The following is a 24,531-nucleotide window of genomic DNA, read 5'->3' as shown; positions in this document are numbered from 1 at the left end:
GAAAGCAGCTCTGAACCGCTTCACCATCCAGTTCGAAGAACGGCTGGTGCAGCGTTAAACACCAACCCGTTTACACAAAATTCGGGACACCCCCCTCGCTGCTTGGGCTTTTCCTTGCATTCCTGATGGTCTATTAGCGTCGCCCCGCACAGGGGCAACACAAGCAAACCGATAAGAATGCAAGGAGAGGCCAGCCCCAAAAGAAAAAAACCAAGGCGCCGCAGGCAAACCCTCCGCCTTAGGGGCAAAAAAATCACCGCCCAATCACCCCCTCAACAACCCCCAAAACCTGCTCAACCGAATCCCCCGCACAGCAATCCACAACGACCCGTTCGCTCATCCCCCGCAGCCAGGTAAGCTGCCGCTTACACAACTGCCGGGTAGCAAAAACCCCCTTATCCCGCATGGAAGCAAAATCCCCAACACCATCGAGATACTCCCACGCCTGCCGATACCCCACACACCGCATCGACGCCAACCCCGGATGCAAATCCCCCCGCGCCCGCAGCCGCTCCACTTCATCAATAAACCCGGCAGCCAGCATGGCATCAAACCGCTCAGCAATGCGTGCATGTAAAACACTGCGATCTGAAGGCTCCAGCGCCACCGGTACAAAACGCCACGGCAACGCCAAATCGTCAACCTGAGAAGGCGCAGCCAACAACTCGGACATCGGCCGCCCCGTCAACGTGAACACCTCCAGCGCCCGCTGGATCCGCTGCGAATCATTCGGTGCTAGCCGAGCAGCTGTGACCGGATCGACCTCCGCCAGCCGCGCATGCAAAGCCGGCCAGCCATCACGCAACGCCTGCGCATCGAGCGCGGCCCGCACTTCGGCATCAGCCCCCGGCAGGTCGTTCAAACCCTGTGTCAACGCCTTGTAGTACAGCATCGTGCCGCCCACCAGCAACGGTACCCGCCCACGCGTCGTAATCTCACCCACCAGTCGCAACGTATCCGTGCGGAATTGGGCGGCGGAGTAGGCATCGGCGGGATCGACGATGTCAATCAGATGGTGCGGTACGCGCTCGCGTTCTTCCGCCGTTGGCTTCGCCGTGCCGATGTCCATCTCGCGGTACACCAGCGCTGAATCCACGCTGATGATTTCCACCGGATGTCGCGCGGCCAGTGCCAGCGCAGCGGCGGTCTTGCCGGAGGCCGTCGGGCCCAGCAGGCAGACAATCGGAGTGACAGGGCGTTGCGTCATGAATGGCGGACCCGCAGCGCCTGCGGCTGCGGTAATAACGTGGCGGCGCGCAGAGTCATTGCCCGCGCATGAACAGTCGATCGAGGTCCGATAGCGTCAGCTGATACCACGTCGGGCGCCCGTGGTTGCACTGGTCCGCGCGCTCGGTTGCTTCCATCTGGCGCAGCAGCGCGTTCATTTCATCCAGCGTCAGACGCCGGTTCGCGCGCACCGCGTGGTGGCAGGCCAAGGTACCAAGCAGTTCGTGCTGACGCTCGGTCAGGACCCGCGAGCCGCCGTATGCGTGCAGATCGGTCAGCACCGCCCGGGCCAGCGCCTGGAGGTCGGCGTCCTTGAGCAGCGCCGGGACCGCGCGGATCGCGAGTGTCGTCGGCGACAGCACCGCCAGATCGAAGCCGAGTGCATCGAGCGTCTCGCGCTCTTCCTCCACCGTGCCGATTTCGACCGGGTCGGCCTGCATCGACAACGGAATCAGCAACGGCTGCACCGCAATCGCCCGGTCGGCCAGCGCATTCTTGAACTGCTCGTACAGGATCCGTTCGTGCGCCGCGTGCATGTCGACGATCACCAGCCCCTGGGCGTTCTGCGCCAGCACATAGATGCCATGGATCTGGCCAAGAGCGAAACCAAGTGGTTGTTCATCCGCGCTGTGAAATGCCGCGTTGCCGGCTGACGGCGGGGCGAAGAACGATGGCGTATCCGCACCGGAATCGCGTGCTTCCAGCGTGGTCGTGCCCTGCGCTGTCCCGACGCCGTTGTCCTTGCGGCCGCCGAATAATGCGTCGTAGAGCGCAAGCGGTTGAGCGACCGGCAGCGTGCCTTGAGTCATGCGTGCCTGACGCAGCCACGTGTTGCCCGCCTGGGCTCCAAAACCATTACCGCCGATGTTGCTGCTCCCGCCGGCGCTACCGCCCAAGCCATTCGCTCCGTACCCTGCGCTGCTAGCGCCAAGGCCGCCACCGGCGCTCCCGCCGGCGCCCGCACCTAAGCCACCACCGCCTGCTGCGGCTCCAAACGGCCCCGAACCACCCAACACCGGCTCAAGATGCGCAGCATGACCACCCGCGGTGGTCTCCGGCGACGCTCCTGCATGCCGTGCCAGCGCCCGCTGCACGGCGTGGAAGACGAACTGGTGGATCGAGCGCGAATCGCGGAAACGAACTTCGATTTTCGACGGGTGCACGTTCACATCGACGCCCTCAGGGGGCAGGTCGAGAAACAGCACATACGACGGGTAGCGATCGCCGTGCAGCACGTCTTCGTAAGCGGCGCGTACGGCGTGCGTCAGCAGCTTGTCGCGTACGAAGCGACCGTTGACGAAGAAGTATTGCTGATCGGCCCGGCCGCGGCTGGCGGTGGGCAGGCCGGCGCAGCCATAGACCGCCAGCGGTCCGGCCGATTCGTCGAGCGGCAGATGAGCCGTGGCGAAGGTCTCGCCCATGATCTTGCTGACGCGAGTGGCCGGATCGCTGGCGTTCCAGTGTTCGACCGCGCGGCCGTTGTGCAGCACCGAAATCGCTACGTCTGGCCGCGCCAGTGCGGTGCGGCGGATCATTTCGAGGCAGTGGCCGAGTTCGGTCTGCTCGCTCTTCAGGAATTTTCGGCGCGCGGGCGTATTGAAGTACAGCTCGCGTACTTCGATCGTCGTACCCTGCGTACCGGCCGCTGGGCTCAGCACGCCGGTTTGCGCTTCGATGCGCATCGCGTGCCGCGCTTCGGCCGTGCGGCTGGTGATGAACAGCTCCGACACCGACGCAATCGACGCCAGCGCTTCGCCACGAAACCCGAGCGTACCGACGGCTTCGAGTTCGGCGAGCGTGCGGATCTTGCTGGTGGCGTGGCGCATCAGGGCGAGCGTGAGTTCGCCTTCCGGGATGCCGCAGCCGTCGTCGGTGATCGAGATGCGCTTGACGCCGCCTTCGTCGAGCAGGATGCGCAGCGTCTGTGCACCAGCGTCGACGGCGTTCTCCAGCAACTCCTTAACGACCGACGCCGGCCGTTCGACCACCTCGCCGGCGGCGATCTGGCTGATCAGCAGGTCCGGCAGAGGTTGGATGGCCCGCAACGGACGTAGGACGGGCGCCACAGCCTGGGCGGCGGGATCGACAGGCGTTTCGGAGAATTCGGACATGGCGAAATTATAGCGACTTGCCGGGAAGCGGCAGGTAACCCGCTACGTCCGCTGAGCGCGGACTCATCTCCCGCCTGCTTGCCGGCGTCCGGTGTGCGTCTCCGTCCGCAGTTTTTTTATCGTAGCCGGGCACTTTCGGTATCATGGCGCGGTCAATTTTCGGCGCCTTCGGGCCTCGGATCGTTGCCCATTTCATCTCATGGCACGACGGCCTGCCCATTCGGCCGCTCGCACCACTCGCTCAATAAGGGACGCTTTTGGACACGCTGCTGCAGTTCGTGAATCTTGTCTTGCATATCGACAAGTTTCTGGGGGTTTTCATTCAACAGTACGGTGCCTGGGTGTATGCGGTGCTGTTTCTGATCGTGTTCTGCGAAACCGGGCTCGTGGTGCTGCCGTTTCTGCCGGGCGACTCGCTGCTGTTCATCGGCGGCGCGTTCTGCGCGAGCGGCGAAATGAACCTCGGCCTGCTGATTCTGCTGCTGCTGGTGGCGGCGGTCGGGGGCAATACGCTTAACTATCTTATCGGCAGGGCGATCGGACCCAAAGTGTTCGACTCGCATATTCCGCTGCTCGAGCGCTTCCTCGATCGGGCAGCGCTGCAAAAGACCCACAACTTCTACGAAAAGCATGGCGGCAAGACCATCGTGCTTGCACGTTTTATCCCGGTGGTGCGCACGTTTGCACCGTTCGTCGCGGGCGCATCGCAGATGACCGTGAGCCGCTTCCAGTTGTTCAACTTCGTGGGTGCGTTGTTCTGGGTGCTGCTGCTGGTGCTGCTTGGGTACTTCTTCGGCAACATCCCGTTCATTCGCCAGTACCTGAACGTGATCGTGCTGGTCGGTATTGGCGCGGCGGTTGTGCCCGTGCTGCTCGGTGCACTGTGGAAGATGCTGCGCAAGCCCGCGCCCAAAGCGGGTGGCCGCTAGGTTCCAGCTCGCGACAGCAGAAGTAGCGCCCGCTCCGGAGTAGCGCTCGCGTCGGACTTAGTTCGCGGCGCGACGCACGAGTGGCGTTTCCGGCGTCGGGAAGCCCGCTTCGCGGAAGGTCTCGATGATGGCCCGGTTAGTGTCGAAGTAGACCTGCCAGTAGTGGTCGGTATGCGTGTACGGACGCACGCATAGCAGCGGACCTTCCGGTGTGAAGGAGAGCACTTCGATATCCGGCGCCGGACTGTCCGCGACGTTAGGAATCTTGACGATCGCCGCCCGCAGTCGATTAGCCGCGTCGATCGGATCGACGCCGTTAGCGATCTTCGCCGTCAGCTCGACCCGACGCACCGGCAAGACGCTGTAATTAGAGATCGTGTCGGAGAAGATCTTGTTGTTGCCGACGATCGTGGTGACGTTGTCCGGCGTGATGATGGTGGTGCCGAAGAGGCCTAGCTCCTGAACAGTGCCCGTAACGCCGCCGGCCATGACGAAATCGCCGACCTTGAAGGGGCGCAGCACCTGCATGAAGATGCCGGCCGCGAAATGGGCGAGCAGGCCGCCCCACGCCGTGCCGATGGCGAGACCGAGGCCGGCGAGCAGCGCTGCGAACGAGGTGGTCTGGACTCCGAACACCTGCAGGATCGCGAGGATCAGCAGCAGGTTCAGCAAGGCGCCGAGGATCGAACCGAGATAGTGCGCGAGGGTGGGGTCGACGCGTCCATTGCGCGACAGCAGCTTGCGTAGCAGGCCGGTGATCACGCCGATCACCCAGCGGCCAATAATCCACAGCACAATCGCGCCGAGGACCTTGGTGCCGAGGTCGATGCCTCGGGTCATGAGGAAGATGCGTACGGTGTCGAGATTCAAGATGGCCTCGCTCGGGTCGGTTGCGCGTGACTGATGACGAAAATACTTCGATTCAACACAGTAGATGCAATGCCAGATGAGGAGCGAGATCCTTTCACTCTCGGTCTTCGCAAGTTATAGCCGACGGCTCGCGCGTGCGCAAGGACCATTCCTGCCCGTATGCGAAATGGTTCGCGGGTATTAACGGCGCGCGTGATCCGCGCTATTGTTTCCCGCGAGTTTCCCGCGAAAGTTTCCCTTGAAATTGATTTAACGATTTGATGAGGTAGACCATGGTTCCAAACAGAGACGTTCATTTGATCCCGGCAAACCTCGCGGCGCTGCGGCCTACCCAGATGACGGTGGGCTATCGCGAGGTCACCTTGAAGCGCGATCACTGGAAGACGTTGAACAAGAAGGAGCGCAGCGCAGCAATCGACTCGCACTCGTTTCCTGCTGTGCTGGGGCCGGAGAAGCTTTACTACATCGTCGACCATCATCACCTCGGACGGGCGCTGCTCGAAGAGGGTGTCAAGCAAGTGAAGGTGATGGTGCTGAAAGATCTTTCCTGGCTCGACTTTGAGATCTTCTGGCGCATGATGGAACACAACCAGTGGGTCCATCCGTTCGGCGCCGACGGCTCGCGTTACGAATACGAACACCTGCCGAAGGAGATCACCGAAATGACGGACGACCCCTATCGCAGCCTCGCTGGCGAGCTACGTAATGCCGGCGGCTATGCGAAAGATGCGACGCCGTTCAGCGAATTCCTGTGGGCCGACTTTCTGCGGCCGCGGGTCCCGGCGAGCAAGATCGCGAAGAACTTCGCGAAGGCGCTCGATCTTGCGAAGGCGCTAGCCCATAAGCCTGAGGCGCGTTATCTGCCGGGCTGGTCCGGTGTGATCAAGGCCTGAGGAACGCGGGTGGTCCGATGCCGGTGCGACCGATGCGTTACTACATCGGCAGGTGGGACTCGGTGTAGGCCGAAGTCCGGATGACCAGTACGTCGTCGGTCTTGGCCTTCGCCCTGCGGACTCGCGTGCGGCTGGCGCAGTAAAGCGCTAGCGCACAGGCAAGTGCATAAGCGCTCGCACGCTCGACGAATGCGCTGGGCGTGCTGAATTGGCCGTAACGACTCCGTGCGTCTGCGAATACCAGAAAGGTCAAAGCCGCATCGAACACCAGGGCGGTCGACGCCAGCACGAGGTAAACATAGCCGCCGTTCAAGGCGAGATCCGGCCGGGCGAGATTGCATAGGTGACACGCGACCAGCAGCGTTGCGAGGATCACGAGGTTCGCGGTCAGATCGAACAGAAAGTTGCTCATGGTATCGGAATGAAAGCGCGGGTTTTTCGGCTGTGCCGTTGTGTGTGTCATGCTGACTGGGGCACTGCGCAACACGTTGTTGACTCACCGGGCGCGATCATTACATGTCTTGGTGTCTCGATAAACGAGAAACTTCGGAGTCCAATTGAGTTGGTTTTTCGGGGTGGCGTAGGTATATGCTGCGCTGGAGTGGGGCGCTCCTGCGGAAGGGATCCGGCTTTCTGTCAGAGTGAGGTGACGAGCGCTGTGGGTGCGAGATAGTGCGGCGGCACTAGTTTGATTGGATATCTCGAAGCGGTACCCGACGACGATTTACGCCGGCTTGCCGGGACCGGTCGAACGATTCTCCGGACTCTCCCTTTCGATTTGCAGAGAGAAGCGGCTTCGACAGCCCAAGCGAGTTTTGGCGATCTGCGCATTGCGCGCAGCCACTGGGTTAGACGAACCCGTAAACGGACAAAGGGTTACAGGCCCAAGGCCTGTAACCCTTTGATTTTTCTTGGTAGGCCGTACGGGATTCGAACCTGTGACCAACGGATTAAAAGTCCGCTGCTCTACCAGCTGAGCTAACGACCCAAAAGAGAAGCGGAATTATAGCGATACGGCGTGCCGCCTGTCAACCCGGCAGCTGTCGCGCCTCTCGCCGGAAAGCCCAGAGCAACGACTGCCCCGGGCTTTCCGGCGAGAGGCGCGCGTGACGTTTAATTCGACACTACGCGTTTGCTGCGAGCTGCAAATTACTTGATTTGCGACAACTTGCCTTGCGCCGACTGCGCGACGTCCGAGCTGCCGTATTGCGCCACGATCTGCTCGAGGGTCTTCTTTGCTGCTGCTTTCTGACCTTGTTCGAGCTGATTGTTGGCAATCGCGAGCAGCGCTTCCGGCGCACGCGGATGCTGCGGGTAATTCTTCACGACGCCTTCCCACGTAGCCGTCGAGCCCTTGTAGTCACGCAGTGCATACAGTGCGTTGCCGAGCCAGTACTGCGCGGTCGGCTGATAGGGGCTCTGCGGATACTTGGCGATGAAGCTGCGGAAGGAGGCCGCCGCACTCTTGAAGTCGCCGTTGCGGAACTGCGTTGAGGCCGCATTGAACGCATCCGTCTCGCCAGGCTGTACCGTGCCTTCTACACCATCCACGGTCTGCTGCTGCGGCTCGAATTTCTTGAGCCGCGTGTCGAGATCGGTGTAGTAGTCCTTCTGCTGCTTTTGCACTGTGGCGAGCTGGTTTGCCATGTCCTCGTTCTGTCCGCGAAGCGTCGCGACCTGCTGGTTGAGCTGATCGAGGCGGTTGGACTGATCGAGGATGGTCCGCTGCGCGGCCGACAACTGACTCGACAGGCTATCGGTCTTGGTACGCAGATCGAGAATCGCCTGACGGGCCTGGTCGTCGTCGAACATGCCGGCGTGAGCCGGCACGGCCGTCAGGGCCGAGCCCGCCACGCAGGCGGCTGCAGCAAAGCGCAGCCAGGAGAAACGTTGCGTCATACGGCTCATCACCTATTACTGTTGGTAGACGAGATCAGCGCGGCGGTTTTGTGCCCACGATTCTTCGTCATGACCGGTTGCCTGCGGCTTTTCCTTGCCCAGACTCACGGCTTCCATTTGCGAATCCGGCACGCCAAGCAGCGACAGCGCGCGACGGACAGCTTCAGCACGCTTCTGGCCGAGTGCCAGGTTGTACTCGCTCGTGCCGCGTTCGTCGGTGTTGCCCTGGATCAGCACGTGACGTTCCGGATGTGCCTTCAGATAACGCGCGTGTTGTGCCAGCAGCGACTGGTATTCGTCCTTGACCGAGTAGCTGTCGAAGTCGAAGTAGATGCTGCGCTTGGCGAGCGGGCTGTTCGGATCGTTCAGCTCGTCGACGTTCACCTGTGCGACTGCATTCGGGTTCGGTTGAGTTGATACAGCGCCGCCCTTATTGGCGTTCTCGTCGAGCTTGACGCCCGAATGACATGCAGCGAGTGCACCGACCAGCAATGCGGCAAATACGATACGAAGTTTAGACATCATTGTTACTCTCCTTGTGTGTTATTGCATAAACGGGCCCCAGGACGGCTCGCGAACGACGCCGCCCTGAACGGACAGGACCTGCCGAGTGCGACCGTCGGTCGATACTGCGGCCAACACGCCACGGCCGTTCACCTGTGTGGCGTAAAGAATGTACTGACCATTCGCCGCGAAGCTCGGCGATTCGTCATGTGTTGTGTCGGTCAGGCCGGTTGCGGAACCGGACTGCAAGTCCTGAACATACAGCTTGAAAGCGCCGCCCACACGCGAGATATAGGCGAGCTGCTTGCCGTCCGGGCTCACGCGCGGGCTCGTATTGTAGCTGCCCGTGAACGTGACCCGCTGGGCCGCTCCGGCGCTTTCGCCCTGGGCCGGCATCTTGTAGATCTGCGGTTGACCACCACGGTCGCTGGTGAAATAAATCCACTGTCCGTCAGGAGAGTAGTTCGGTTCGGTGTCGATCGAGCTGCCTTGAGTCAGCCGGCGCAGACCGCTGCCGTCCGCATTGACGGCGAAAATCTGCGTGTTGCCGGTGCGCGAAAGCGCCACAGCCAACGTGCGTCCATCCGGCGACCAGGCCGGCGCACTGTTATTTCCCTTCTGGTCCGAAACGATCACACGACGGCCCGTGGGCAGATCGTGGATGTAGACGATCGGCTTTTTCTTTTCGAAGGACACGTAGGCGACCTTCGTGCCGTCAGGCGACCAGGCGGGCGAGATGATCGGCTCGGGGCTCGACAGCGCGATGTGCGCATCCTGGCCATCCGAATCGGAAATCTGCAACTGGTAGCGGTTGCCGGTCTTGATGACGTATGACAGACGGGTGGCGAACACGCCGCGATCACCCAGCAGCTTCGCATAGATGTAGTCCGCGACCTTGTGCGCGCTCATCCGCAGGCCGCTTTCAGGGCTCACCAGCACGAGGCCGCCAAGGCTTTCGCCCTTGACCGTGTCGTACAGTTTGAAGCGCACTTCGTACTGGCCGTTCGGCAGGTGGTTCACGCTGCCAGCCACGAACGCGTTGGCGCCCTTGGCCTTCCAGCTACCCAGATCGACCGAATCGGTTTCCGAAACGGGCGCGCTGCCGGCGTCGACGTTGGTGAATTTGCCGCTGCGTTGCAGATCCTGGCGCACGATCGTGCTGACCTGTTGCGGCGAGTTCGCTTCATTGGCGAAATTCGCCGTCGCGATGGGGAACTGGGTAGCTCCGACGCCCGTAACGAGGACGTTAAGTTGGGCGTGTGCGGCGCCGCCCGCTGCAATCAGGCACGACGCCACCAATGTCCGCAGGCCTAGCTTGGTCATCAAAGTCATGCTGTATGGATTCCCAAAAAATACGATTTCTATCACGGTATGACAGCAGACAGACCGGGAAACTCTCAATTCGTTCCCGGAGACGCCCCGCTGGACGGGGCGTTGGGCCTGCTATCAACCAGCCGGGCGTAAGGTAATCTTGAAGCTCGACGGCGTTTTACCATCAACATCGACCGGCATCGGATCGGACGCCCTGACGGCTCGCTCAGCGGCTGCATCCCACTGGGGATTGCTGCTGGGACGGGTGACCGTCACGTCCAGTAGCGTGCCCGTAGGCGAGCAACGTACGGAAATTTCGGTTTCCAGACCTTGCGTATCACCCGACCAAACGATGTTGGGCCGCACGCGCCGTCTGACCTTGTCCGCATACCCCGGCGAAGTCGACGTGCCGCCAGAGCCACTACCGGTGCCGCTCTTCGCAAGACCGTTGCCCGTCGAGCCTTCGCCCCCGGCCATACCTTGCATCTGTGCAAGCCGCGCACGACGCTCCTGATCGAGCTTCTTCGCTTGCGCTGCGTCGGCCGCCGCTTTAGCCGCCTTCGCCGCCTTCTGCTCATCAGCCTTCTTTTGCGCGTCGGCCTGGGCCTGTTGTTGCTGCTCCTGCAGTTGCTGCTGCTTCAACTGATCCTGCTTTTGCTGATCAGCTAATTGCTGCTGCTTGAGCTTGTCAGCCTGCTGCTGTTGCTGCTTCAGCTTGGCGGCCTGAGCTTTCTGGGCGGCCAGCTGCGCAGCCTGGTCGGCGAGTTGTTGCTGGCGCTTCGCATCGGCCTCCTGCTGGGCTTGCAGCTGCTGCTGTCGCTGCTGTTCGGCAAGCTGGGCCTGGCGTGCGGCTTCCTGCTGCTGACGTTTCTTTTCCTGCAACGCAATATCCGCCTGTTCATCAGGCAGCGGCGGAGCAGGGGCTACCGGCACCGGAGGCGGCGGTGGCGGCCGCGGCGTCGTGACGTCGGGCACCTCCGTCCACAGTTCGGCTTCGGCGCCCGCGGGCGTGCTGTTCTGCCATTGAATGCCGTGGTACAGAAAGAACGCAAGCAGCGCATGCATCACCAGCGCGAGCGCGAACGCTCGCCAGGTACCGCGTTCACGCGGCGGCTGGAGCGGGTAAGTGGAATTCTTGCGGATCATTGCGATTTGACGAGCAGGCCAACGCGCTTGACGCCGCGAGCCTTCAGGTCGGACATCACGTTCATCACCGCTTCGTACTTCACCGTCTTGTCAGCGGCGATCACAACCGGCTGGTCCGGGTGCGACTGCTCGCGGTCGGTGACGAAGCTATCGAGATCCGCCCGCGTCATGCTTTCCTGCTGCATGGCGCCATTGTCGTCTTTATATTTGACGTTCATGTTGCCATCTGCGCGGATATTCACGACAACCGGCGGTGTCTGCTGTTGCGGAGCGGCCCCGCCGACGGTAGGCAGATTGACGATCGACGGTGCGACGAGCGGCGCGGTCACCATGAAGATCACGAGCAGCACGAGCATCACGTCGATATACGGTACGACGTTGATATCGGCCATCGCGCGGCGCGAACGGCTGCCGCGCATACTGGAGGAGCGACTGGAGGAACCGGCCATCGTGGACTCCTTAGTGCGCCTGACGTTGCAGGATGTTCGAGAATTCTTCGATGAAGGTCTCGAAGCGGATCGCCAGACGGTCGATGTCGTGCGCGTAACGGTTGTAGGCCACCACCGCCGGAATGGCTGCGAACAGGCCGATTGCCGTTGCGGTCAGCGCCTCGGCGATACCTGGCGCGACGTTGGCGAGCGTGGCCTGCTGGACGTTGGCGAGGCCGCGGAACGCATTCATGATCCCCCAAACCGTGCCGAAGAGACCGATGTACGGACTGACCGAACCCACCGAGGCGAGGAACGCCAGATTGGCTTCGAGCACATCCATCTCGCGCTGGAACGCGGCGCGCATCGCGCGGCGGGCGCCGTCGAGGATCAGGCCCGGGTCGTTAAGTCGCTTTTCCTTGCCCTTCAGGAATTCGCGCATGCCGGACTCGAAGATGCGTTCGAGCGCACCGATCGTATGGCGGTTGTTCGCAGCGCTTTGATAGAGCGCCTGCAGGTCGCCGCCGGACCAGAAATCGCGTTCGAAACGCTCAGTCTGCGCGCGTGCGCGGCGGATCGCAAACCACTTGCGGAAGATGAAAGTCCACGACAGCAGCGACAGCAGCAGCAACAGTGCCATCACTGCCTGGGCCAGCAGACTCGCATTAAGAACGAGAGAAATGATCGATAGATCTTGTGTAGTGTTCATATAGGTTCGCTGTAACGTCCCGGAAGGGGGCGTCCGGCTGCAAGGTCAGTCGAAGCTTGCCGTGAGGAAACCGGAAGCTTCGGCAGACCGCGGGCCGAACCATGCTTTGTGTTGCTTGATCGATACGAGTTCACTGGCCCCGTAACAACGATGTTCAACCGTTGTCCGTTGACACGTTGCACATACTTACATCGGCCCCTCGACGCAATGCGGCGAGGACAGATGCAGGAATCGCGGCAGGGCGCAGCGTTACCCGGTCGACGCAGCCGACCCGAATGGTCCCCGTAGCAAGCAGCGTGCCCTCGCGCCAGGCCTCCTGGAAGAAATCGACCGACGCGCGGCCAATTCGTTCGGGGCGGCTAACAATTTTGACGAGATCGTCAAGCCGGGCGGGCGCGAGATAGTCGAGCGCGGTGCTGCGTACGATGAACAGGGCGCCCGTTTCCTGCACCAGGCGGTCCTGCTCGACGCCGCATGCTCGTAGCCATTCGGTACGTGCCCGCTCGAAAAACTTCAAATAATTCGCGTAGAACACGATGCCGCCAGCATCGGTATCTTCGTAGTACACGCGAATCGGCCAGATGAAGCCGATTCCCGCATCGGGCTCGCTGGGGGACATATTCATGCGGCGCATTTTACCCGGAACGCAAAACCCCACGTTATTTCGTGGGTCAGTCCGGATAAGGCGGCCTTAGCCGCGATGCACCGATAACCCCGCAAACGACTGCGCGACGGGCATCAGTTCGATCGTGTTGACGTTGACGTGTGCCGGGCGCGTCGCGGTCCAGTAGATCGCATCGGCGATGTCCTCGGCGGTCAGCGGCTGCACGTTCTGGTAGACGTTGGCCGCCTTCTCGTCGTCGCCGCGAAAGCGCACGTTGGAAAACTCGGTACCCCCGCACAAGCCAGGCTCGACATCGGTTACGCGCAACGGCGTGCCGGCCAGATCGGCGCGCAGGTTCAGGCTGAACTGGCGCACGAAAGCCTTGGTGGCGCCGTAGACGTTACCACCCGCATACGGCCAGTTTGCCGCCGCCGAACCTAGGTTAAACACATGGCCGCATTTGCGCTCGACCATCCCGGGTAGCAATGCATGCGTGACGTGCACGAGCCCGGAGCAGTTCGTGTCGATCATGGTTTGCCAGTCGTCGAGGTTCGCGCGTTGCGCAGGTTCAAGGCCAAGCGCGAGGCCCGCGTTGTTCACCAGCACGTCGATCGCCGCAAAGCTCTCCGGTAGCGCGGCGGGCACGGCGGCGACGGCGGCACGGTCGCGCACGTCGAGTTCGAGCGGCAAAAGCGCGTCGCCCAGTTCGTCGGCAAGCGCCTGCAGACGGTCTTTACGGCGCGCGGTGGCGACGACGCGATGGCCGCCCTTGACGAAAGTACGGGCGATGGCAGCGCCGAATCCTGCGGACGCCCCGGTGACGAAGACGATCATTGCGTTTTCCTGATGGGGAGAGGGGAAAGTCGCCAAGCCTACTTGCAATGCGGCGCTGCGGCAAGAACGCCCTTGCCGCCAGTGGAGCGTCTCCGGGCGCGCGGAGGCGGCATGAGAGACCGGTGGGTCATTCGCGGCCGGGCCGTCCGCCTCGGCGGGCGTTACGGGTGCCGGGACGGCTCCTGCTCGTTGCGGGATTTCGTCTGATGTTTGCAGGGCGCTTGCCCCTGCGGGCCACGCGGCGGGCCGGTTGCCTATTCCAGGCGGTTCCAATAAACTAACGCGCTCATCCCTGCGTGACTGGCGATAGAACCAAACAGGTTCAAGGTGGAGCGTCCCACCGTGAAGCGCAGGGTGCCGTTTTGCCGTTCGCCTGGGCAGCCGTGATCCGCGCGCAGTCAATTGCGCCGCCGGTGGCTGTCCTGCCTCGCGTGTGCGGCTTATCTTCATCCGCCACGTCAGGGCTGGCACAGCCGCCAGCAGCGCCGCGTACCCACTACGCTTTCTGCACGAAATTCGGCGCACGATCCGGTCAACCTGAAAACACTCAACGGAATCCGTATGTTTGACAGAGCCCAAAGCACCATCGCCAACGTCGATCCTGAACTCTGGAAAGCGATCGAGCAGGAAAACCGCCGTCAGGAAGACCACATCGAACTGATCGCGTCGGAAAACTACACGAGCCCGGCTGTCATGGCTGCGCAAGGCTCGCAGCTCACCAACAAGTACGCGGAAGGTTATCCGGGTAAGCGCTACTACGGCGGCTGCGAATACGTGGACATCGTCGAGCAGCTCGCTATCGACCGCGTCAAGGAACTGTTCGGCGCTGAAGCTGCGAACGTGCAGCCGAATTCCGGATCGCAGGCGAACCAGGGCGTGTTCTTCGCCATGCTCAAGCCGGGCGACACGATCATGGGCATGAGCCTCGCGCACGGTGGCCACCTCACGCACGGCTCGCCGGTCAACATGTCGGGCAAGTGGTTCAACGTCGTCAGCTACGGTTTGAACGAAGCGGAAGACATCGACTACGACGCGGCTGAGAAGCTCGCTCAGGAACACAAGCCGAAGCTGATCGTGGCCGGCGCCTCGGCCTTCGCGCTGCGCATCGACTTCGAGCGTCTGTCGAAGATCGCCAAATCGGTTGGTGCGTACCTGATGGTCGACATGGCGCACTACGCCGGTCTGATCGCCGCGGGTGTCTACCCGAACCCGGTGCCGCATTCGGACTTCGTCACCACCACGACTCACAAGAGCCTGCGCGGCCCGCGCGGCGGCGTGATCCTGATGAAGGCCGAGTTTGAAAAGGCGATCAACTCGGCAATCTTCCCGGGCATCCAGGGTGGTCCGCTGATGCACGTGATTGCCGGCAAGGCCGTTGCGTTCAAGGAAGCGCTGTCGCCGGAATTCAAGGAATACCAGCAGAAGGTTGTGGACAACGCCCGCGTGCTGGCCGAAACGCTCGTGAAGCGCGGTCTGCGCATCGTCTCGGGCCGTACGGAAAGCCACGTCATGCTGGTCGACCTGCGTGCGAAGCACATCACGGGCAAGGCAGCGGAAGCGGCGCTCGGCGCGGCGCATATCACCGTCAACAAGAACGCAATTCCGAACGATCCGGAAAAGCCGTTCGTGACGAGCGGTATTCGCCTCGGTTCGCCTGCCATGACCACGCGCGGTTTTGGCGTGAAGGAAGCGGAGCAGGTGGGTAACCTGATCGCCGATCTGCTGGACAACCCGGAAGACGCGGCGACGATCGAACGCGTTCGCACGCAGGTCGCCGAGTTGACCAAGCGCTTCCCGGTCTACAAGTAAGCGATGCGCTGCCCCTTCTGCCGGCATGACGATACGCAGGTCGTGGACTCGCGCGTATCCGAGGACGGCGCCGCGATTCGCCGGCGCCGCCGCTGCCCGGCCTGCGACAAACGTTTTACGACGTATGAGCGGGTCGAGCTGGCGTTGCCGTCGGTCGTCAAGAAGGATGGCAGCCGCACCGAATTCGATCGCCGCAAGATCGTCGCGAGCATGCAACTGGCGCTGCGCAAGCGCCCGGTTGCGGCGGACGCGGTCGACGCGGCTGTCGCCCGTATTGAATACCAACTGCTGGGTAGTGGCGAGCGCGAAGTGCGCAGCGAGCGTCTTGGCGAACTCGTGATGAACGAGTTGCGTGCGCTCGACACGATTGCCTACGTGCGCTTTGCTTCTGTCTACCGGCGTTTCGAGGACGTGTCTGAATTCGAAGACGTCATCGAAGAGTTTCGCCGCGCGGCGACGCCGCCCAAGCCTACCCGCAAGCGCTGATTGTTCGCGCAATAGCATCTTTTATTCTCCCTGTAGTCGTCACCGACATTGTTGCGGGTGACGCCGCTCGTCCGCTACCTGGCCGTTCGGCAGATTGTCGACGCACTCCTGCTTGCGTAAATTGATCGCATTCTTTTGAAGTTGAGGAATGCAGATGAAGCAGGATGCAGATTTACCGCGCGTGGCCCGCGGTTTTACGTTGATCGAAACATTGGTCGTGGTTGCCGTGCTGGCGGTCATTGCGGTTATGACGACACCATCGTTCGTCGCGTGGCATACGCGCGACCAGGTCGATGCGCGTGCGCGAGCCCTCCTTTCGACGTTGTCATACGCGCGCAGCGAAGCCGTCAGGCGCGGTGTGCGTGTGACTGTGTGCCGGGTCGACGCGGCGCGGCACTGTCTTGCCTCCGGGCAAGCTTGCCGCACCGGATTGGCGGACTGGTCATGCGGATGGGCAGTGATGGTCGAGCGCGCTGGAACGCCATCGGTGTTACGTGCGCAGGCCGAACTGGCTGCGGTGAGTATTGCCGGGATCGAGACGAATCTCACGTTCACGCCGCCCTCCGGTCAGTTGATCGGCAGCTTCCGTAACTTCGACATCGCACCGCACGCCGCTTCGCGGGCGACACAAGGGCAGTCGTGGCGGCGCTGCATCCGTATCGCGGCGGGTGGACGGCCGCGCATCGTCGACGGCGCATGCGGAGCAACGTCATGAACGCTGCACAAGCCAGATGGTCGCGCGGCGCATCGCTGATCGAGGTCATGCTTGCGGTTGCGCTGACAGCAGTCACGGCCCTCGGCCTGATTGCGACGCAGTTATGGATTGCGCGAGACACACGTGCTGCAGCACTGCGGGAACACGCCGCACTTCTGTCGGACGCCTTGGCGGAAGCGGCACGCGCACCGGCAGATGGCGACACCGCCTTGCGACAGTGGAGCGATCGCACCGCGAGTCTGCTGCCGAAGGGCGACGCGTCGATCAGCGAGCACGGCGGGGGAGTCTCGTTCGCGCGCGTCATATGGTCGGCTGTGGCCAAGACGCCCGCATCGGTGCAGGTGATAGACAAGCCCGATTCGTGCGGCGATCTGCCGGTTGCCGCTGGACTGTCGTGTTCTGTCGTGGCGTTTGTCAAATGAAACTACGTGCCATTTTTCCGCGCGGCCATACGCTCGTCGAAGTGACGATTGCCCTGGCGCTGGGGCTCGTCGTGACCGCTGGCGCCGTTTCGCTGTATCGCTCGCAACGGGCAGCGTTTGGCGAAGCCGGCGACGCGCTACAGATGCGCGAAGCGGGTCTGGCAGCGCTTACGGTGATCGGTCAGCAGCTCCAGATGACCGGGTTCATTCCCGTTGACGCACCTTTGCCGCAACTCCGACCGACTCTGTTCGGATGTTCGTCTGCGAGGCCCACGGGCGCCGACGACAACCCCACGTGCGAAGCGCTGGCCAGTCGGTCGGACGGCATTGCGATTCGGTATGTCGGCGATAACGTTTCGACGTGGCCGTCGTCGACCGGGCAGTCGACCGATTGTCTCGGCCAGGCGGTGAGCATCGGCGACGCAGCATTCGGTGCGGGCCGCATGTTGATCGTCAATCGGTTCTATGCGAAGCAAAGCGGCTCGACGAGCGAATTTGAGCTGTATTGCGACGGCAACGGCAAATCCGGTTCGGCGCAGCCGCTGGTGGAGGGCGTCGAGCGTCTACGGATCCGGTATTGGCTCGCGGGCGCACAAAGCGCGCTGGATGCGTCCGCAGTCGCAACAGCCCAATGGGCGAACGTCGTTGCCGTAGACCTCTGCGTGCTGGTGCGCGGTGCACCGCAGGGCCGGCGCGTGCGTTACGTCGATTGCGACGGTGCGAGCGTCATCGGAACGGACATGCGCGCGCGGCAGGCCTTCTGGCGGCGTGTGGCGCTTCGGAACAACGAAGGCGACGCGTTATGACGACCTGCCAGTCAAACGACCCGGCGTCGGTGGAGCGGCCGCTGGCGCAAGCGTCGCTGCGCTTTCCCGGCCTACGCCGTGCCTCGCATATGCCCGATCACGGCGCGTCCACCCAACGCGTGCGCGGCGCAGCCTTGCCAATCGTCCTGTTGATCTCATCGATGATGCTGGTGACGTCGGCCGCCTCGTTCGAAGCCTCATTGGCGGCGTCGCGCTCCACGAACAACCTTCGGGAGACCTTGCAAGCCTTCCACGCCGCCGATTCGGCGCTTACCTTATGCGCCCGGGCGGTTCTGTCGGGCACGGCACCCGTCGTCGGTGGAATCGCAATCGCCGCCGAGCCAGCCGGATGGAAGCTCGAGCCGACCTTCTCCGCCGGAGCTTTTACACCAATTGCACAGTGGCCCGGCTCAGTCTCTCCCCCGCAATGCCTGGTGGAAGCCTGGCAACTGACAACGCGTCCCGAGGCAAAGGCGTATCTGCTAACCGCACGGGGATTCGGCCGCACCCAGGAGACGCAGACGTGGCTGCAACTGGAACTGGTCGTGGACGGCGAGAAGATCGAGCGGCACTGGCGGCGGGTCGCTGCACGCCCGTTTTAGAGAAGTAACGGTATGAATGAGCACTATTCACATGCGAACTCGAAAGCGCATCGTTCGGCCTTCAGGGCCTTCGATGCCGCCAAGGCTTTCACGCTGCTCGAACTGATCATTGCGCTCGCAATCGCCGCAATACTGGTGGTCTACGCTGTGCCGTCGTATCGCGGACATGTCGCCCGTTCGCATCGGGTCGACGCAGCATCGGCGCTTTATCGGGCCGCGCAGTTTATCGAAGCCGGCGCCCCCGGCGAGGTGAGTCCGCTGCCGGTCGGTCTGGATCAGGCGCCGCCTTTCGGGACAGCGGTCTACCGCTTGCGCACGCTTCCAGCAGACGAAACAAACGGTGGCTACGCGGTGGAGGCTAACCCCACAGAGACAGGGCCGATGAGCGACGACCCGTGCGGGAGTTTCATACTCGATGCAACCGGCTCACGGGCCAATCGCACCGCAGAGGGGGTGGCAACGGCAGACTCAGACGTCTGCTGGAATACGAGATAAGTCCATCGTCCTGAAGGGCCGCCATCCGGATCCAGCCAGTCACGAGCCGCCCGCGCCCGCCAGACGCCAGACTCAATCCACACGCTCGCCCACGACATCGCCCGTCGTCCGGCGCGACTCGTTCTTCATCTGTTGCCAGATGCGATACGCTTCCCATGCCGCCAGCCCAAGGCTGCCCCACTTGAGCACCGGCTTCGCGCTCGCCACGACCGTTGCCCGCAACGGCTTGGCAAGCAGCATCGAAGCAATCGAGCTGATCAGCGGATATTCCTTCAGCAGCGAGCCAATCCCCGCGCTGGCGCTCCGGGCTTTACCCCAGCGCATGCCGGCAAAGCCCGGCACGATGAACTTGAGCCAACTGAAGTGCGTCACCGCCTGACGCAAGTCGACCGTGGCCTGCGCGAGCTCCATGCGCTCGACGTCCGCGCGTACCAGCAGCAGTTCCTTGCGCAACGCGCGCAGATGCGGCGCGCTCAGATCGCGGGCGGCCGGGCGTTTGCTGCGAAAGGCGGTATCGGGGTGGCTGGGGCTCATGATGTCTGGCAGCAGGGGTGGTCGGGAAGGCCAACGGCGTTGGCGCGCCGTCGCCGGGCCTGGATCAGGATGTCACGGTTTGCGAAATATCTCGCGGTCCTTTTCGAACTCGGCGAGCGTGGCTTCGAACACCAACGGTGCATTGTGCAAACCGCTGCGCGCCTTTAGTGCACAGGCGATCGCCGCGATTGCATAGACCGCTGTAATGCCGGCCAGCGCCTGCCACCGGTAAGTGTCCCAAAAGGCGATCGCAATCAGCGCCGTCAGCGCGATCAATGCCATGGTGGCGAGCATCATGGCGGCGAGTCCGAGAAACAGCACACCGAGCAGGCGGTCTTTTTCCTCGGCGAGTTCGATGCCGATCAGTTCGAGCCGCGTCTGCAAAATCGCAAACACGGAACTGAGGATGCGGCGCAATGGACTGTGCTCCACGCGCTGCGATTGATTGTCGATCGTCATGGCTTGAGCGCGTTGCCTGAGATGCGTGAGATGCGCCAGAAGAAGCGGACCGGCCATGGCTGCGCCGGTCAACCTGAGTCAGCGGCATGCCGGCAAAATCGCCCGGCAATACCGACTGTTTTTACTTGCGGTTGATCAGCAGGCCGACCAGAACACCAACGCCCGCGGCGATGCCGATCGAAGCCCAAGGATGCTCATGCACGTAGTCATCCGTTGCACGGGCAGCCTTCTTGCCTTTTTCGACCACCACGACCTGCACGTCAGCGGCCTTTTCCTTGGCCTGTTTCAGGCGCGTCAGCGCCGTTTCACGCAGTTCGGAAGCGCGTTCGCCGGTGGCGCTCGCGGCCTGTTTCAGCAGGTCTTCAGCGTCCGCGAGGACGGTTTTGATATCCGACATCAATCTCTCCTTGTTGACTTCCGACATTTACAGCTCCCATCTTGGTATGTCATGCGTGAATCGTAACCAAAGAAACGTCAGGTGGCGAGCGCAGCAGGCATATGCCGACTAACGCACGAACCATTCCCGGTTGATCCGCGGGCCGCCGAGCACGATTTTTTTGCTTCGTGCGCGCGCGTGGCTGGCCTCAGATCATGATGGAGTTGATCTGTCCCGCAAAGTTTCCTCTATTCCAGCGGAAATTACAAAAACTCATAAAGTTGTGACGCGATGTTCGTTCGTGGTGTACGCGCGCTCCCGTATGCTCTAAATTTGCGGAGTACCGCAGGCGTAAGCCTGAACGGACCGTCCAAACAAACTAAGGAGCATGCATCATGAGTCTACGTCTTGGCGACATCGCACCGGACTTCGAACAGGAATCGAGCCTGGGCCGTATCAAGTTCCACGAATGGCTGGGCGATAGCTGGGGCGTGCTGTTTTCCCACCCGGCAGACTTCACGCCTGTTTGCACCACCGAGCTTGGGTTGACGGCAAAGCTTGCCAGCGAATTTGAAAAACGCAATGTAAAGACCATCGCGCTCTCCGTCGACAACGCGGAGTCACACAAGGAATGGATCAAGGACATTAACGAGACGCAGGCCGCCAGCGTCGGCTTTCCGATTCTTGCCGATGGCGACCGCAAGGTCTCCGAGCTGTACGGCATGATCCATCCGAACGCAAACGAGACGCTCACGGTCCGTTCTCTTTTCGTGATCGATCCGAAGAAGAAGGTGCGTCTGATCATTACGTACCCGGCCAGCACCGGCCGTAACTTTGACGAGGTGCTGCGCGTGATCGACTCGTTGCAGCTTACCGACAGCCATCAGGTGGCGACACCGGGTAACTGGAAGCAGGGCGATGACGTCGTGATCGTGCCGTCGCTGAAGGACGAGGAAGTGATCAAACAGAAATTTCCGAAGGGCTACAAGGCACTGCGTCCGTATCTGCGTTTGACGCCGCAGCCGAACAAGTAAGTCGCGTAAGTTCTACGGCAATGTAAAAGGCCAACCGCTTGCGGTTGGCCTTTTACATTTGGAGATCAACTGGGCTGAACTCGCCTTTCCGCCGCAAGACGGTCAGAAGAACGCCTGAATCCCCGTCTGCGCGCGACCGAGAATCAACGCATGGATGTCATGCGTACCTTCGTAGGTATTTACAACTTCGAGGTTCACCAGATGCCGTGCGATGCCGAATTCATCGGAGATACCGTTGCCGCCCAGCATGTCGCGGGCGAGCCGCGCGATCTCAAGCGATTTGCCGCATGAGTTGCGCTTCATGATCGAGGTGATCTCGACAGCCGCGGTCCCTTCGTCCTTCATACGGCCGAGGCGCAGCACGCCTTGCAGCCCGAGTGTAATTTCGGTCTGCATGTCGGCAAGCTTCTTCTGGATCAACTGGTTAGCGGCGAGCGGCCGGCCGAACTGCTTGCGGTCCAGCACATATTGGCGCGCGGTATGCCAGCAGGCTTCGGCAGCACCGAGCGCACCCCAGGCAATGCCGTAGCGCGCCGAGTTCAGGCAAGTGAACGGACCCTTGAGGCCGCTCACCTTCGGCAGCATGTTTTCTTCCGGCACAAACACTTCGTCCATGACGATCTCGCCGGTGATCGAGGCGCGCAAGCCGACCTTGCTGTGAATCGTCGGCGCGGACAGGCCTTTCCAGCCCTTCTCCAGAATGAAGCCGCGAATCGCGTCCTTGCCGTTCTCTTCGAGTTTGGCCCACACGACGAACACGTCGGCGATCGGCGAGTTGGTGATCCACATCTTTGCGCCCGAGAGCGAGAAGCCGCCGTCGACCTTCTTCGCCCGCGTGACCATGCTGCCCGGATCGGAGCCATGGTTCGGCTCGGTCAAGCCAAAACAGCCGATCCACTCGCCGGTGGCGAGCTTCGGCAGATACTTGGCCTTCTGCGCATCCGAGCCGAATTCGTAGATGGGCACCATCACCAGCGACGACTGCACCGACATCATCGAGCGGTAGCCGGAATCGACGCGCTCCACTTCACGCGCGATCAGCCCGTAGCTCACGTAGTTGAGGCCCGGGCCGCCGTATTCCTCGGGAATGGTCGGTCCGAGCAGCCCGAGTTCGCCCATTTCACGGAAGATTTCGATGTCGGTCTTCTCATGCCGGAACGCTTCCAGCACGCGCGGCTGCAGCCGGTCTTGCGCATAGGCTGCGGCGGCTTCGCGCACCATGCGTTCTTCTTCGGTGAGCTGCTGATCGAGCAACAGCGGGTCTTCCCAGTGAAACTGCGCGGCGTCGGCCATGATGCGTATCTCCTGAATCGAATCTTGAGTGACTTGAAACGCTTGACTTGAGTTCCGCTATGCGAAACAATGTTTTGCAAATGAGCCCTGAGTGTATCATCCGCTGATGCCTGCATCTACTCCCCTCGATCCCCTGGACGAGCGCAAATTTGTCGTCGCACTCGCTCGCGGTCTTGATCTCCTGCGCGCGTTCCGGCCCGGCGAGACAATGCTCGGCAACCGCGATTTCGTCGAACGCACGGGCTTGCCGAAGGCCACCGTCAATCGTCTGGCTTACACGCTGACGGTGCTGGGCTATCTGCGTCTCGACGAGACGTTAGGCAAATATGCGCTCGACGCCGGGGTGCTGTCACTTGGCTTCGCGCTGCTTTCGGGTACCGACACGCTCGAACTTGCCCGGCCGCACATGCGCACATTCGCTCGCGAGGTGGGGGCGGCGGTATCGCTGGGATGTCGCGACGGCCTCGACATGATCTATCTGGAAACGATCCGCAGCGAGACAGCGCTCACGCTTGGCCTCGCGTCCGGGTCGAAGCTGTCGATGCTGACCAGTTCGATGGGGCGCGCGTATCTCGCGGTCCAACCGCTCGATATGCGCACGGCTTTGCTGGCGGAGTTGAAGAATGCGGCCGGCGAGGAGGGCGCCGCGCTGGTGGCGGATGCGCAGAAGGAGATTGAAGCGTTCTCCCGTGAACGCTGCTGCTACTCGTTTCGCGACTGGCACGACGATGTCAATGCGGTCGCGGTGCCGTTTCGCGAGCCGCGCGAGGGTCGCTGGATGGTGCTCAGTTGCAGCGGGCCGGCTTCGTCGATGGGGGAAGAGGTGTTTCGCGAGACGGTCGGACCGCGTCTGAAGGCGCTGGCGCGCCGGCTGGGAGACACGGGCTGAGGCATCGCAGCAGGAGGACACGTTCCGCCGAACCTCAAACCGCCCCATCATGACTGTGCACCGCAAAGAGCGGTCCCTGCACGAAGCGCACGTCATACTGCTGCAGCAGCTCGAACTGAGCTTCGGTTGCCACCCGGTTGAAGATCAACGGTATCCGCAGCCGGTTCGCATAACCCACTAGCGGCTTCACCATCGCATCGCGCAACGCGAGGCCCGCATCCATCTTGATGAAGTCGAGCCGCGCCATGTCGGACACAGAGAGAATCTGACCGGCATTCGGCAGATTGCCCGCCACCTTGAACCCATACCGCTGATAACTCTTCGTCAGATAGCCGAGGAAGGTGCGGTGCGCGACCGCTGCCGCCGGCAACTCGATGACAATCCGCGATGGATTAAGCCCAAACGAAACCAGCACCGTCGAGAAGTGCCGGCCGTGGTCGTACTTCACGCTCTTCAGCAGACGTTCGTGGACGCGCAGAAACAGCAGCCCGTGACGTTGCGCACCGAAGAAATTGATCGCGTGCAGCGCGCGCGACATGCGATCCAGTGTGACCAGTTGCGGGTCGTCTTCGATCCGGTCGAAAGGGGCGAGCGGGTCGAAGGGCTCGCCGTCGAGCCTCCGCGTGACGGCCTGGAATCCGAGTTCGTCGCCGAACCGGTCCACGCTCTCCGGCGCGGAAGAGAGCGACTGGGCCAGCGCGTGCACGCTGATATCGAAGATCGGCTCATAGGCGCTTGCGAGTTCGAGCCCGTCGAAATGAGCGACCGCGGTGTCGTGATGGATGCCCTCGCCCAGCGTCAGATACTCGCCGAGAAACGGATGTTCGGCGGCACGTGCGACGAGTTGGGGGACAGTCTGCGGAATCATGAGTGGTTGTGGTGGCGCATCGTTGGCGCGTCGAAGCGCGGCCCTGGGCCGCATCTATTGATGGTAGCAGTCCGCACAACGGCGTCATGAACTAATTGCTGATAACCATATGGGGTTCGTATGGAAATTCAGGGTTAACGTTAATTTCACTATTCGTAATTCGTTTTACCATTCGTAAATTGCGGGATAGCCGCGATGGTGAAGCCATGTGCGCCCGAGATTGCGGAGCCGTACGCGCCACTAAACAGTCCGATGCAGTCAGGACGAGGAGACGACTC

28 protein-coding genes, 1 tRNA gene and 1 riboswitch are annotated in these 24,531 nt (G+C 61.9%); of the genes, 11 read left to right on the top strand and 18 right to left on the bottom strand.

The genetic code is table 11. The features are described from left to right. Positions 1 to 253: 253 nt before the first annotated feature. Both miaA and mutL read right to left on the bottom strand, forming a co-directional pair. Complete coding sequence (miaA, locus tag P3T24_RS29620) at positions 254 to 1,207, bottom strand: tRNA (adenosine(37)-N6)-dimethylallyltransferase MiaA (protein ID WP_074265801.1); 954 nt, start codon at positions 1,205 to 1,207, stop codon at positions 254 to 256. A gap of 55 nt (positions 1,208 to 1,262) precedes the next feature. Beyond that, entirely contained in the window at positions 1,263 to 3,338 is a 2,076-nt protein-coding gene (mutL, locus tag P3T24_RS29615; RefSeq protein ID WP_074265800.1) for a DNA mismatch repair endonuclease MutL, read from the bottom strand. Positions 3,339 to 3,595: 257 nt separating this feature from the next. Between mutL and P3T24_RS29610 the strand changes: the two genes are divergently transcribed. Further along, entirely contained in the window at positions 3,596 to 4,267 is a 672-nt protein-coding gene (locus P3T24_RS29610) for a VTT domain-containing protein (protein ID WP_074265799.1), read from the top strand. A 57-nt stretch (positions 4,268 to 4,324) separates the two neighbouring features. On the opposite strand, the gene P3T24_RS29605 is transcribed toward P3T24_RS29610, so the two are convergent. Next, positions 4,325 to 5,137, bottom strand: coding sequence for a mechanosensitive ion channel family protein (locus P3T24_RS29605; RefSeq protein ID WP_074265798.1), 813 nt, complete (start codon positions 5,135 to 5,137; stop codon positions 4,325 to 4,327). 272 nt (positions 5,138 to 5,409) lie between these two features. Here P3T24_RS29605 and P3T24_RS29600 point away from each other — a divergent pair, with 272 nt between their 5' ends. Beyond that, the gene (locus P3T24_RS29600; protein WP_074265797.1) at positions 5,410 to 6,030 is read left to right on the top strand and encodes a ParB-like protein; all 621 of its coding nucleotides are present in this window, start codon (positions 5,410 to 5,412) and stop codon (positions 6,028 to 6,030) included. 40 nt (positions 6,031 to 6,070) lie between these two features. Here the strand turns inward: P3T24_RS29600 and P3T24_RS29595 are convergent, their stop codons facing one another. The 10 genes from P3T24_RS29595 to ydfG form a co-directional block, all read right to left on the bottom strand. Beyond that, complete coding sequence (locus P3T24_RS29595; RefSeq protein ID WP_429440189.1) at positions 6,071 to 6,493, bottom strand: hypothetical protein; 423 nt, start codon at positions 6,491 to 6,493, stop codon at positions 6,071 to 6,073. Positions 6,494 to 6,942: 449 nt separating this feature from the next. Continuing rightward, positions 6,943 to 7,018 (bottom strand) — tRNA-Lys (locus P3T24_RS29590). 161 nt (positions 7,019 to 7,179) lie between these two features. Then, the gene (gene ybgF / locus P3T24_RS29585) at positions 7,180 to 7,929 is read right to left on the bottom strand and encodes a tol-pal system protein YbgF (protein WP_074265795.1); all 750 of its coding nucleotides are present in this window, start codon (positions 7,927 to 7,929) and stop codon (positions 7,180 to 7,182) included. Between the two features lie 15 nt (positions 7,930 to 7,944). Continuing rightward, positions 7,945 to 8,454, bottom strand: a complete 510-nt coding sequence (pal, locus tag P3T24_RS29580; RefSeq protein WP_074265794.1) for a peptidoglycan-associated lipoprotein Pal — start codon at positions 8,452 to 8,454, stop codon at positions 7,945 to 7,947. An 18-nt stretch (positions 8,455 to 8,472) separates the two neighbouring features. After that, a complete protein-coding gene (gene tolB, locus P3T24_RS29575; RefSeq protein WP_074265793.1) occupies positions 8,473 to 9,765 on the bottom strand; it encodes a Tol-Pal system beta propeller repeat protein TolB in 1,293 nt (430 codons plus the stop codon). 114 nt (positions 9,766 to 9,879) lie between these two features. Then, the gene (tolA, locus tag P3T24_RS29570) at positions 9,880 to 10,890 is read right to left on the bottom strand and encodes a cell envelope integrity protein TolA (protein ID WP_074265792.1); all 1,011 of its coding nucleotides are present in this window, start codon (positions 10,888 to 10,890) and stop codon (positions 9,880 to 9,882) included. Further along, positions 10,887 to 11,339 (bottom strand): protein TolR, encoded by a 453-nt coding sequence (gene tolR, locus P3T24_RS29565; RefSeq protein WP_074265791.1) that lies wholly within the window; start codon positions 11,337 to 11,339, stop codon positions 10,887 to 10,889. Before tolR ends, tolA begins: the two co-directional genes overlap by 4 nt. A gap of 10 nt (positions 11,340 to 11,349) precedes the next feature. Then, positions 11,350 to 12,027 (bottom strand): protein TolQ, encoded by a 678-nt coding sequence (tolQ, locus tag P3T24_RS29560; protein ID WP_074265790.1) that lies wholly within the window; start codon positions 12,025 to 12,027, stop codon positions 11,350 to 11,352. 154 nt (positions 12,028 to 12,181) lie between these two features. Then, entirely contained in the window at positions 12,182 to 12,661 is a 480-nt protein-coding gene (ybgC, locus tag P3T24_RS29555; RefSeq protein WP_074265789.1) for a tol-pal system-associated acyl-CoA thioesterase, read from the bottom strand. A gap of 57 nt (positions 12,662 to 12,718) precedes the next feature. Then, a complete protein-coding gene (gene ydfG, locus P3T24_RS29550; RefSeq protein ID WP_074265788.1) occupies positions 12,719 to 13,465 on the bottom strand; it encodes a bifunctional NADP-dependent 3-hydroxy acid dehydrogenase/3-hydroxypropionate dehydrogenase YdfG in 747 nt (248 codons plus the stop codon). Positions 13,466 to 13,751: 286 nt separating this feature from the next. Beyond that, positions 13,752 to 13,851, top strand: a riboswitch (ZMP/ZTP riboswitch). 175 nt (positions 13,852 to 14,026) lie between these two features. On the opposite strand from ydfG, the gene glyA reads away from it, so the two are divergent. From glyA to P3T24_RS29515, 7 genes are all read left to right on the top strand, one after another. Beyond that, entirely contained in the window at positions 14,027 to 15,274 is a 1,248-nt protein-coding gene (gene glyA, locus P3T24_RS29545; RefSeq protein ID WP_074265787.1) for a serine hydroxymethyltransferase, read from the top strand. Positions 15,275 to 15,277: 3 nt separating this feature from the next. Further along, the gene (gene nrdR / locus P3T24_RS29540; protein ID WP_074265786.1) at positions 15,278 to 15,760 is read left to right on the top strand and encodes a transcriptional regulator NrdR; all 483 of its coding nucleotides are present in this window, start codon (positions 15,278 to 15,280) and stop codon (positions 15,758 to 15,760) included. Positions 15,761 to 15,908: 148 nt separating this feature from the next. Further along, positions 15,909 to 16,475 (top strand): GspH/FimT family pseudopilin, encoded by a 567-nt coding sequence (locus P3T24_RS29535; RefSeq protein ID WP_074265785.1) that lies wholly within the window; start codon positions 15,909 to 15,911, stop codon positions 16,473 to 16,475. Next, positions 16,472 to 16,897: a type IV pilus modification PilV family protein gene (locus P3T24_RS29530; protein WP_254368881.1), complete on the top strand. Its 426-nt coding sequence runs from the start codon at positions 16,472 to 16,474 to the stop codon at positions 16,895 to 16,897. The genes P3T24_RS29535 and P3T24_RS29530 overlap by 4 nt, the downstream gene beginning before the upstream one ends. Continuing rightward, positions 16,894 to 17,703, top strand: a complete 810-nt coding sequence (locus P3T24_RS29525) for a type IV pilus assembly protein (protein WP_074265783.1) — start codon at positions 16,894 to 16,896, stop codon at positions 17,701 to 17,703. Before P3T24_RS29530 ends, P3T24_RS29525 begins: the two co-directional genes overlap by 4 nt. After that, positions 17,700 to 18,305: a pilus assembly PilX family protein gene (locus P3T24_RS29520; protein WP_429440186.1), complete on the top strand. Its 606-nt coding sequence runs from the start codon at positions 17,700 to 17,702 to the stop codon at positions 18,303 to 18,305. Before P3T24_RS29525 ends, P3T24_RS29520 begins: the two co-directional genes overlap by 4 nt. Before the next feature lie 12 nt (positions 18,306 to 18,317). Then, positions 18,318 to 18,800, top strand: coding sequence for a type IV pilin protein (locus P3T24_RS29515; RefSeq protein ID WP_083611482.1), 483 nt, complete (start codon positions 18,318 to 18,320; stop codon positions 18,798 to 18,800). 72 nt (positions 18,801 to 18,872) lie between these two features. Here P3T24_RS29515 and P3T24_RS29510 read toward each other — a convergent pair whose 3' ends face one another. The 3 genes from P3T24_RS29510 to P3T24_RS29500 form a co-directional block, all read right to left on the bottom strand. Then, on the bottom strand, positions 18,873 to 19,334 hold the full coding sequence (locus tag P3T24_RS29510; protein WP_074265782.1) for a DUF3318 domain-containing protein: 462 nt from the start codon (positions 19,332 to 19,334) through the stop codon (positions 18,873 to 18,875). Between the two features lie 72 nt (positions 19,335 to 19,406). After that, on the bottom strand, positions 19,407 to 19,793 hold the full coding sequence (locus tag P3T24_RS29505; protein WP_429286676.1) for a phage holin family protein: 387 nt from the start codon (positions 19,791 to 19,793) through the stop codon (positions 19,407 to 19,409). 121 nt (positions 19,794 to 19,914) lie between these two features. Continuing rightward, on the bottom strand, positions 19,915 to 20,217 hold the full coding sequence (locus P3T24_RS29500) for a DUF883 family protein (protein WP_008919742.1): 303 nt from the start codon (positions 20,215 to 20,217) through the stop codon (positions 19,915 to 19,917). 347 nt (positions 20,218 to 20,564) lie between these two features. Here P3T24_RS29500 and P3T24_RS29495 point away from each other — a divergent pair, with 347 nt between their 5' ends. Beyond that, positions 20,565 to 21,203, top strand: coding sequence for a peroxiredoxin (locus P3T24_RS29495; RefSeq protein ID WP_429440185.1), 639 nt, complete (start codon positions 20,565 to 20,567; stop codon positions 21,201 to 21,203). 102 nt (positions 21,204 to 21,305) lie between these two features. Here the strand turns inward: P3T24_RS29495 and P3T24_RS29490 are convergent, their stop codons facing one another. Beyond that, positions 21,306 to 22,496 carry an acyl-CoA dehydrogenase gene (locus P3T24_RS29490; RefSeq protein ID WP_074265780.1) on the bottom strand — a complete coding sequence of 397 codons (1,191 nt, stop codon included), beginning with the start codon at positions 22,494 to 22,496 and terminating at the stop codon, positions 21,306 to 21,308. Between the two features lie 103 nt (positions 22,497 to 22,599). On the opposite strand from P3T24_RS29490, the gene P3T24_RS29485 reads away from it, so the two are divergent. Beyond that, positions 22,600 to 23,385, top strand: a complete 786-nt coding sequence (locus tag P3T24_RS29485) for an IclR family transcriptional regulator (protein WP_429440204.1) — start codon at positions 22,600 to 22,602, stop codon at positions 23,383 to 23,385. A 34-nt stretch (positions 23,386 to 23,419) separates the two neighbouring features. On the opposite strand, the gene P3T24_RS29480 is transcribed toward P3T24_RS29485, so the two are convergent. Continuing rightward, positions 23,420 to 24,253, bottom strand: a complete 834-nt coding sequence (locus P3T24_RS29480; RefSeq protein ID WP_429440183.1) for an EAL domain-containing protein — start codon at positions 24,251 to 24,253, stop codon at positions 23,420 to 23,422. Between the last annotated feature and the right edge of the window lie 278 nt (positions 24,254 to 24,531).

The organism is Paraburkholderia sp. GAS33 (assembly GCF_050436645.1).
GTDB classification, from domain to species: Bacteria; Pseudomonadota; Gammaproteobacteria; order Burkholderiales; family Burkholderiaceae; genus Paraburkholderia; species Paraburkholderia phenazinium_B.
Note: the sequence above shows the minus strand (reverse complement) of the source record. Positions and strands in the feature narration are given on the sequence as shown.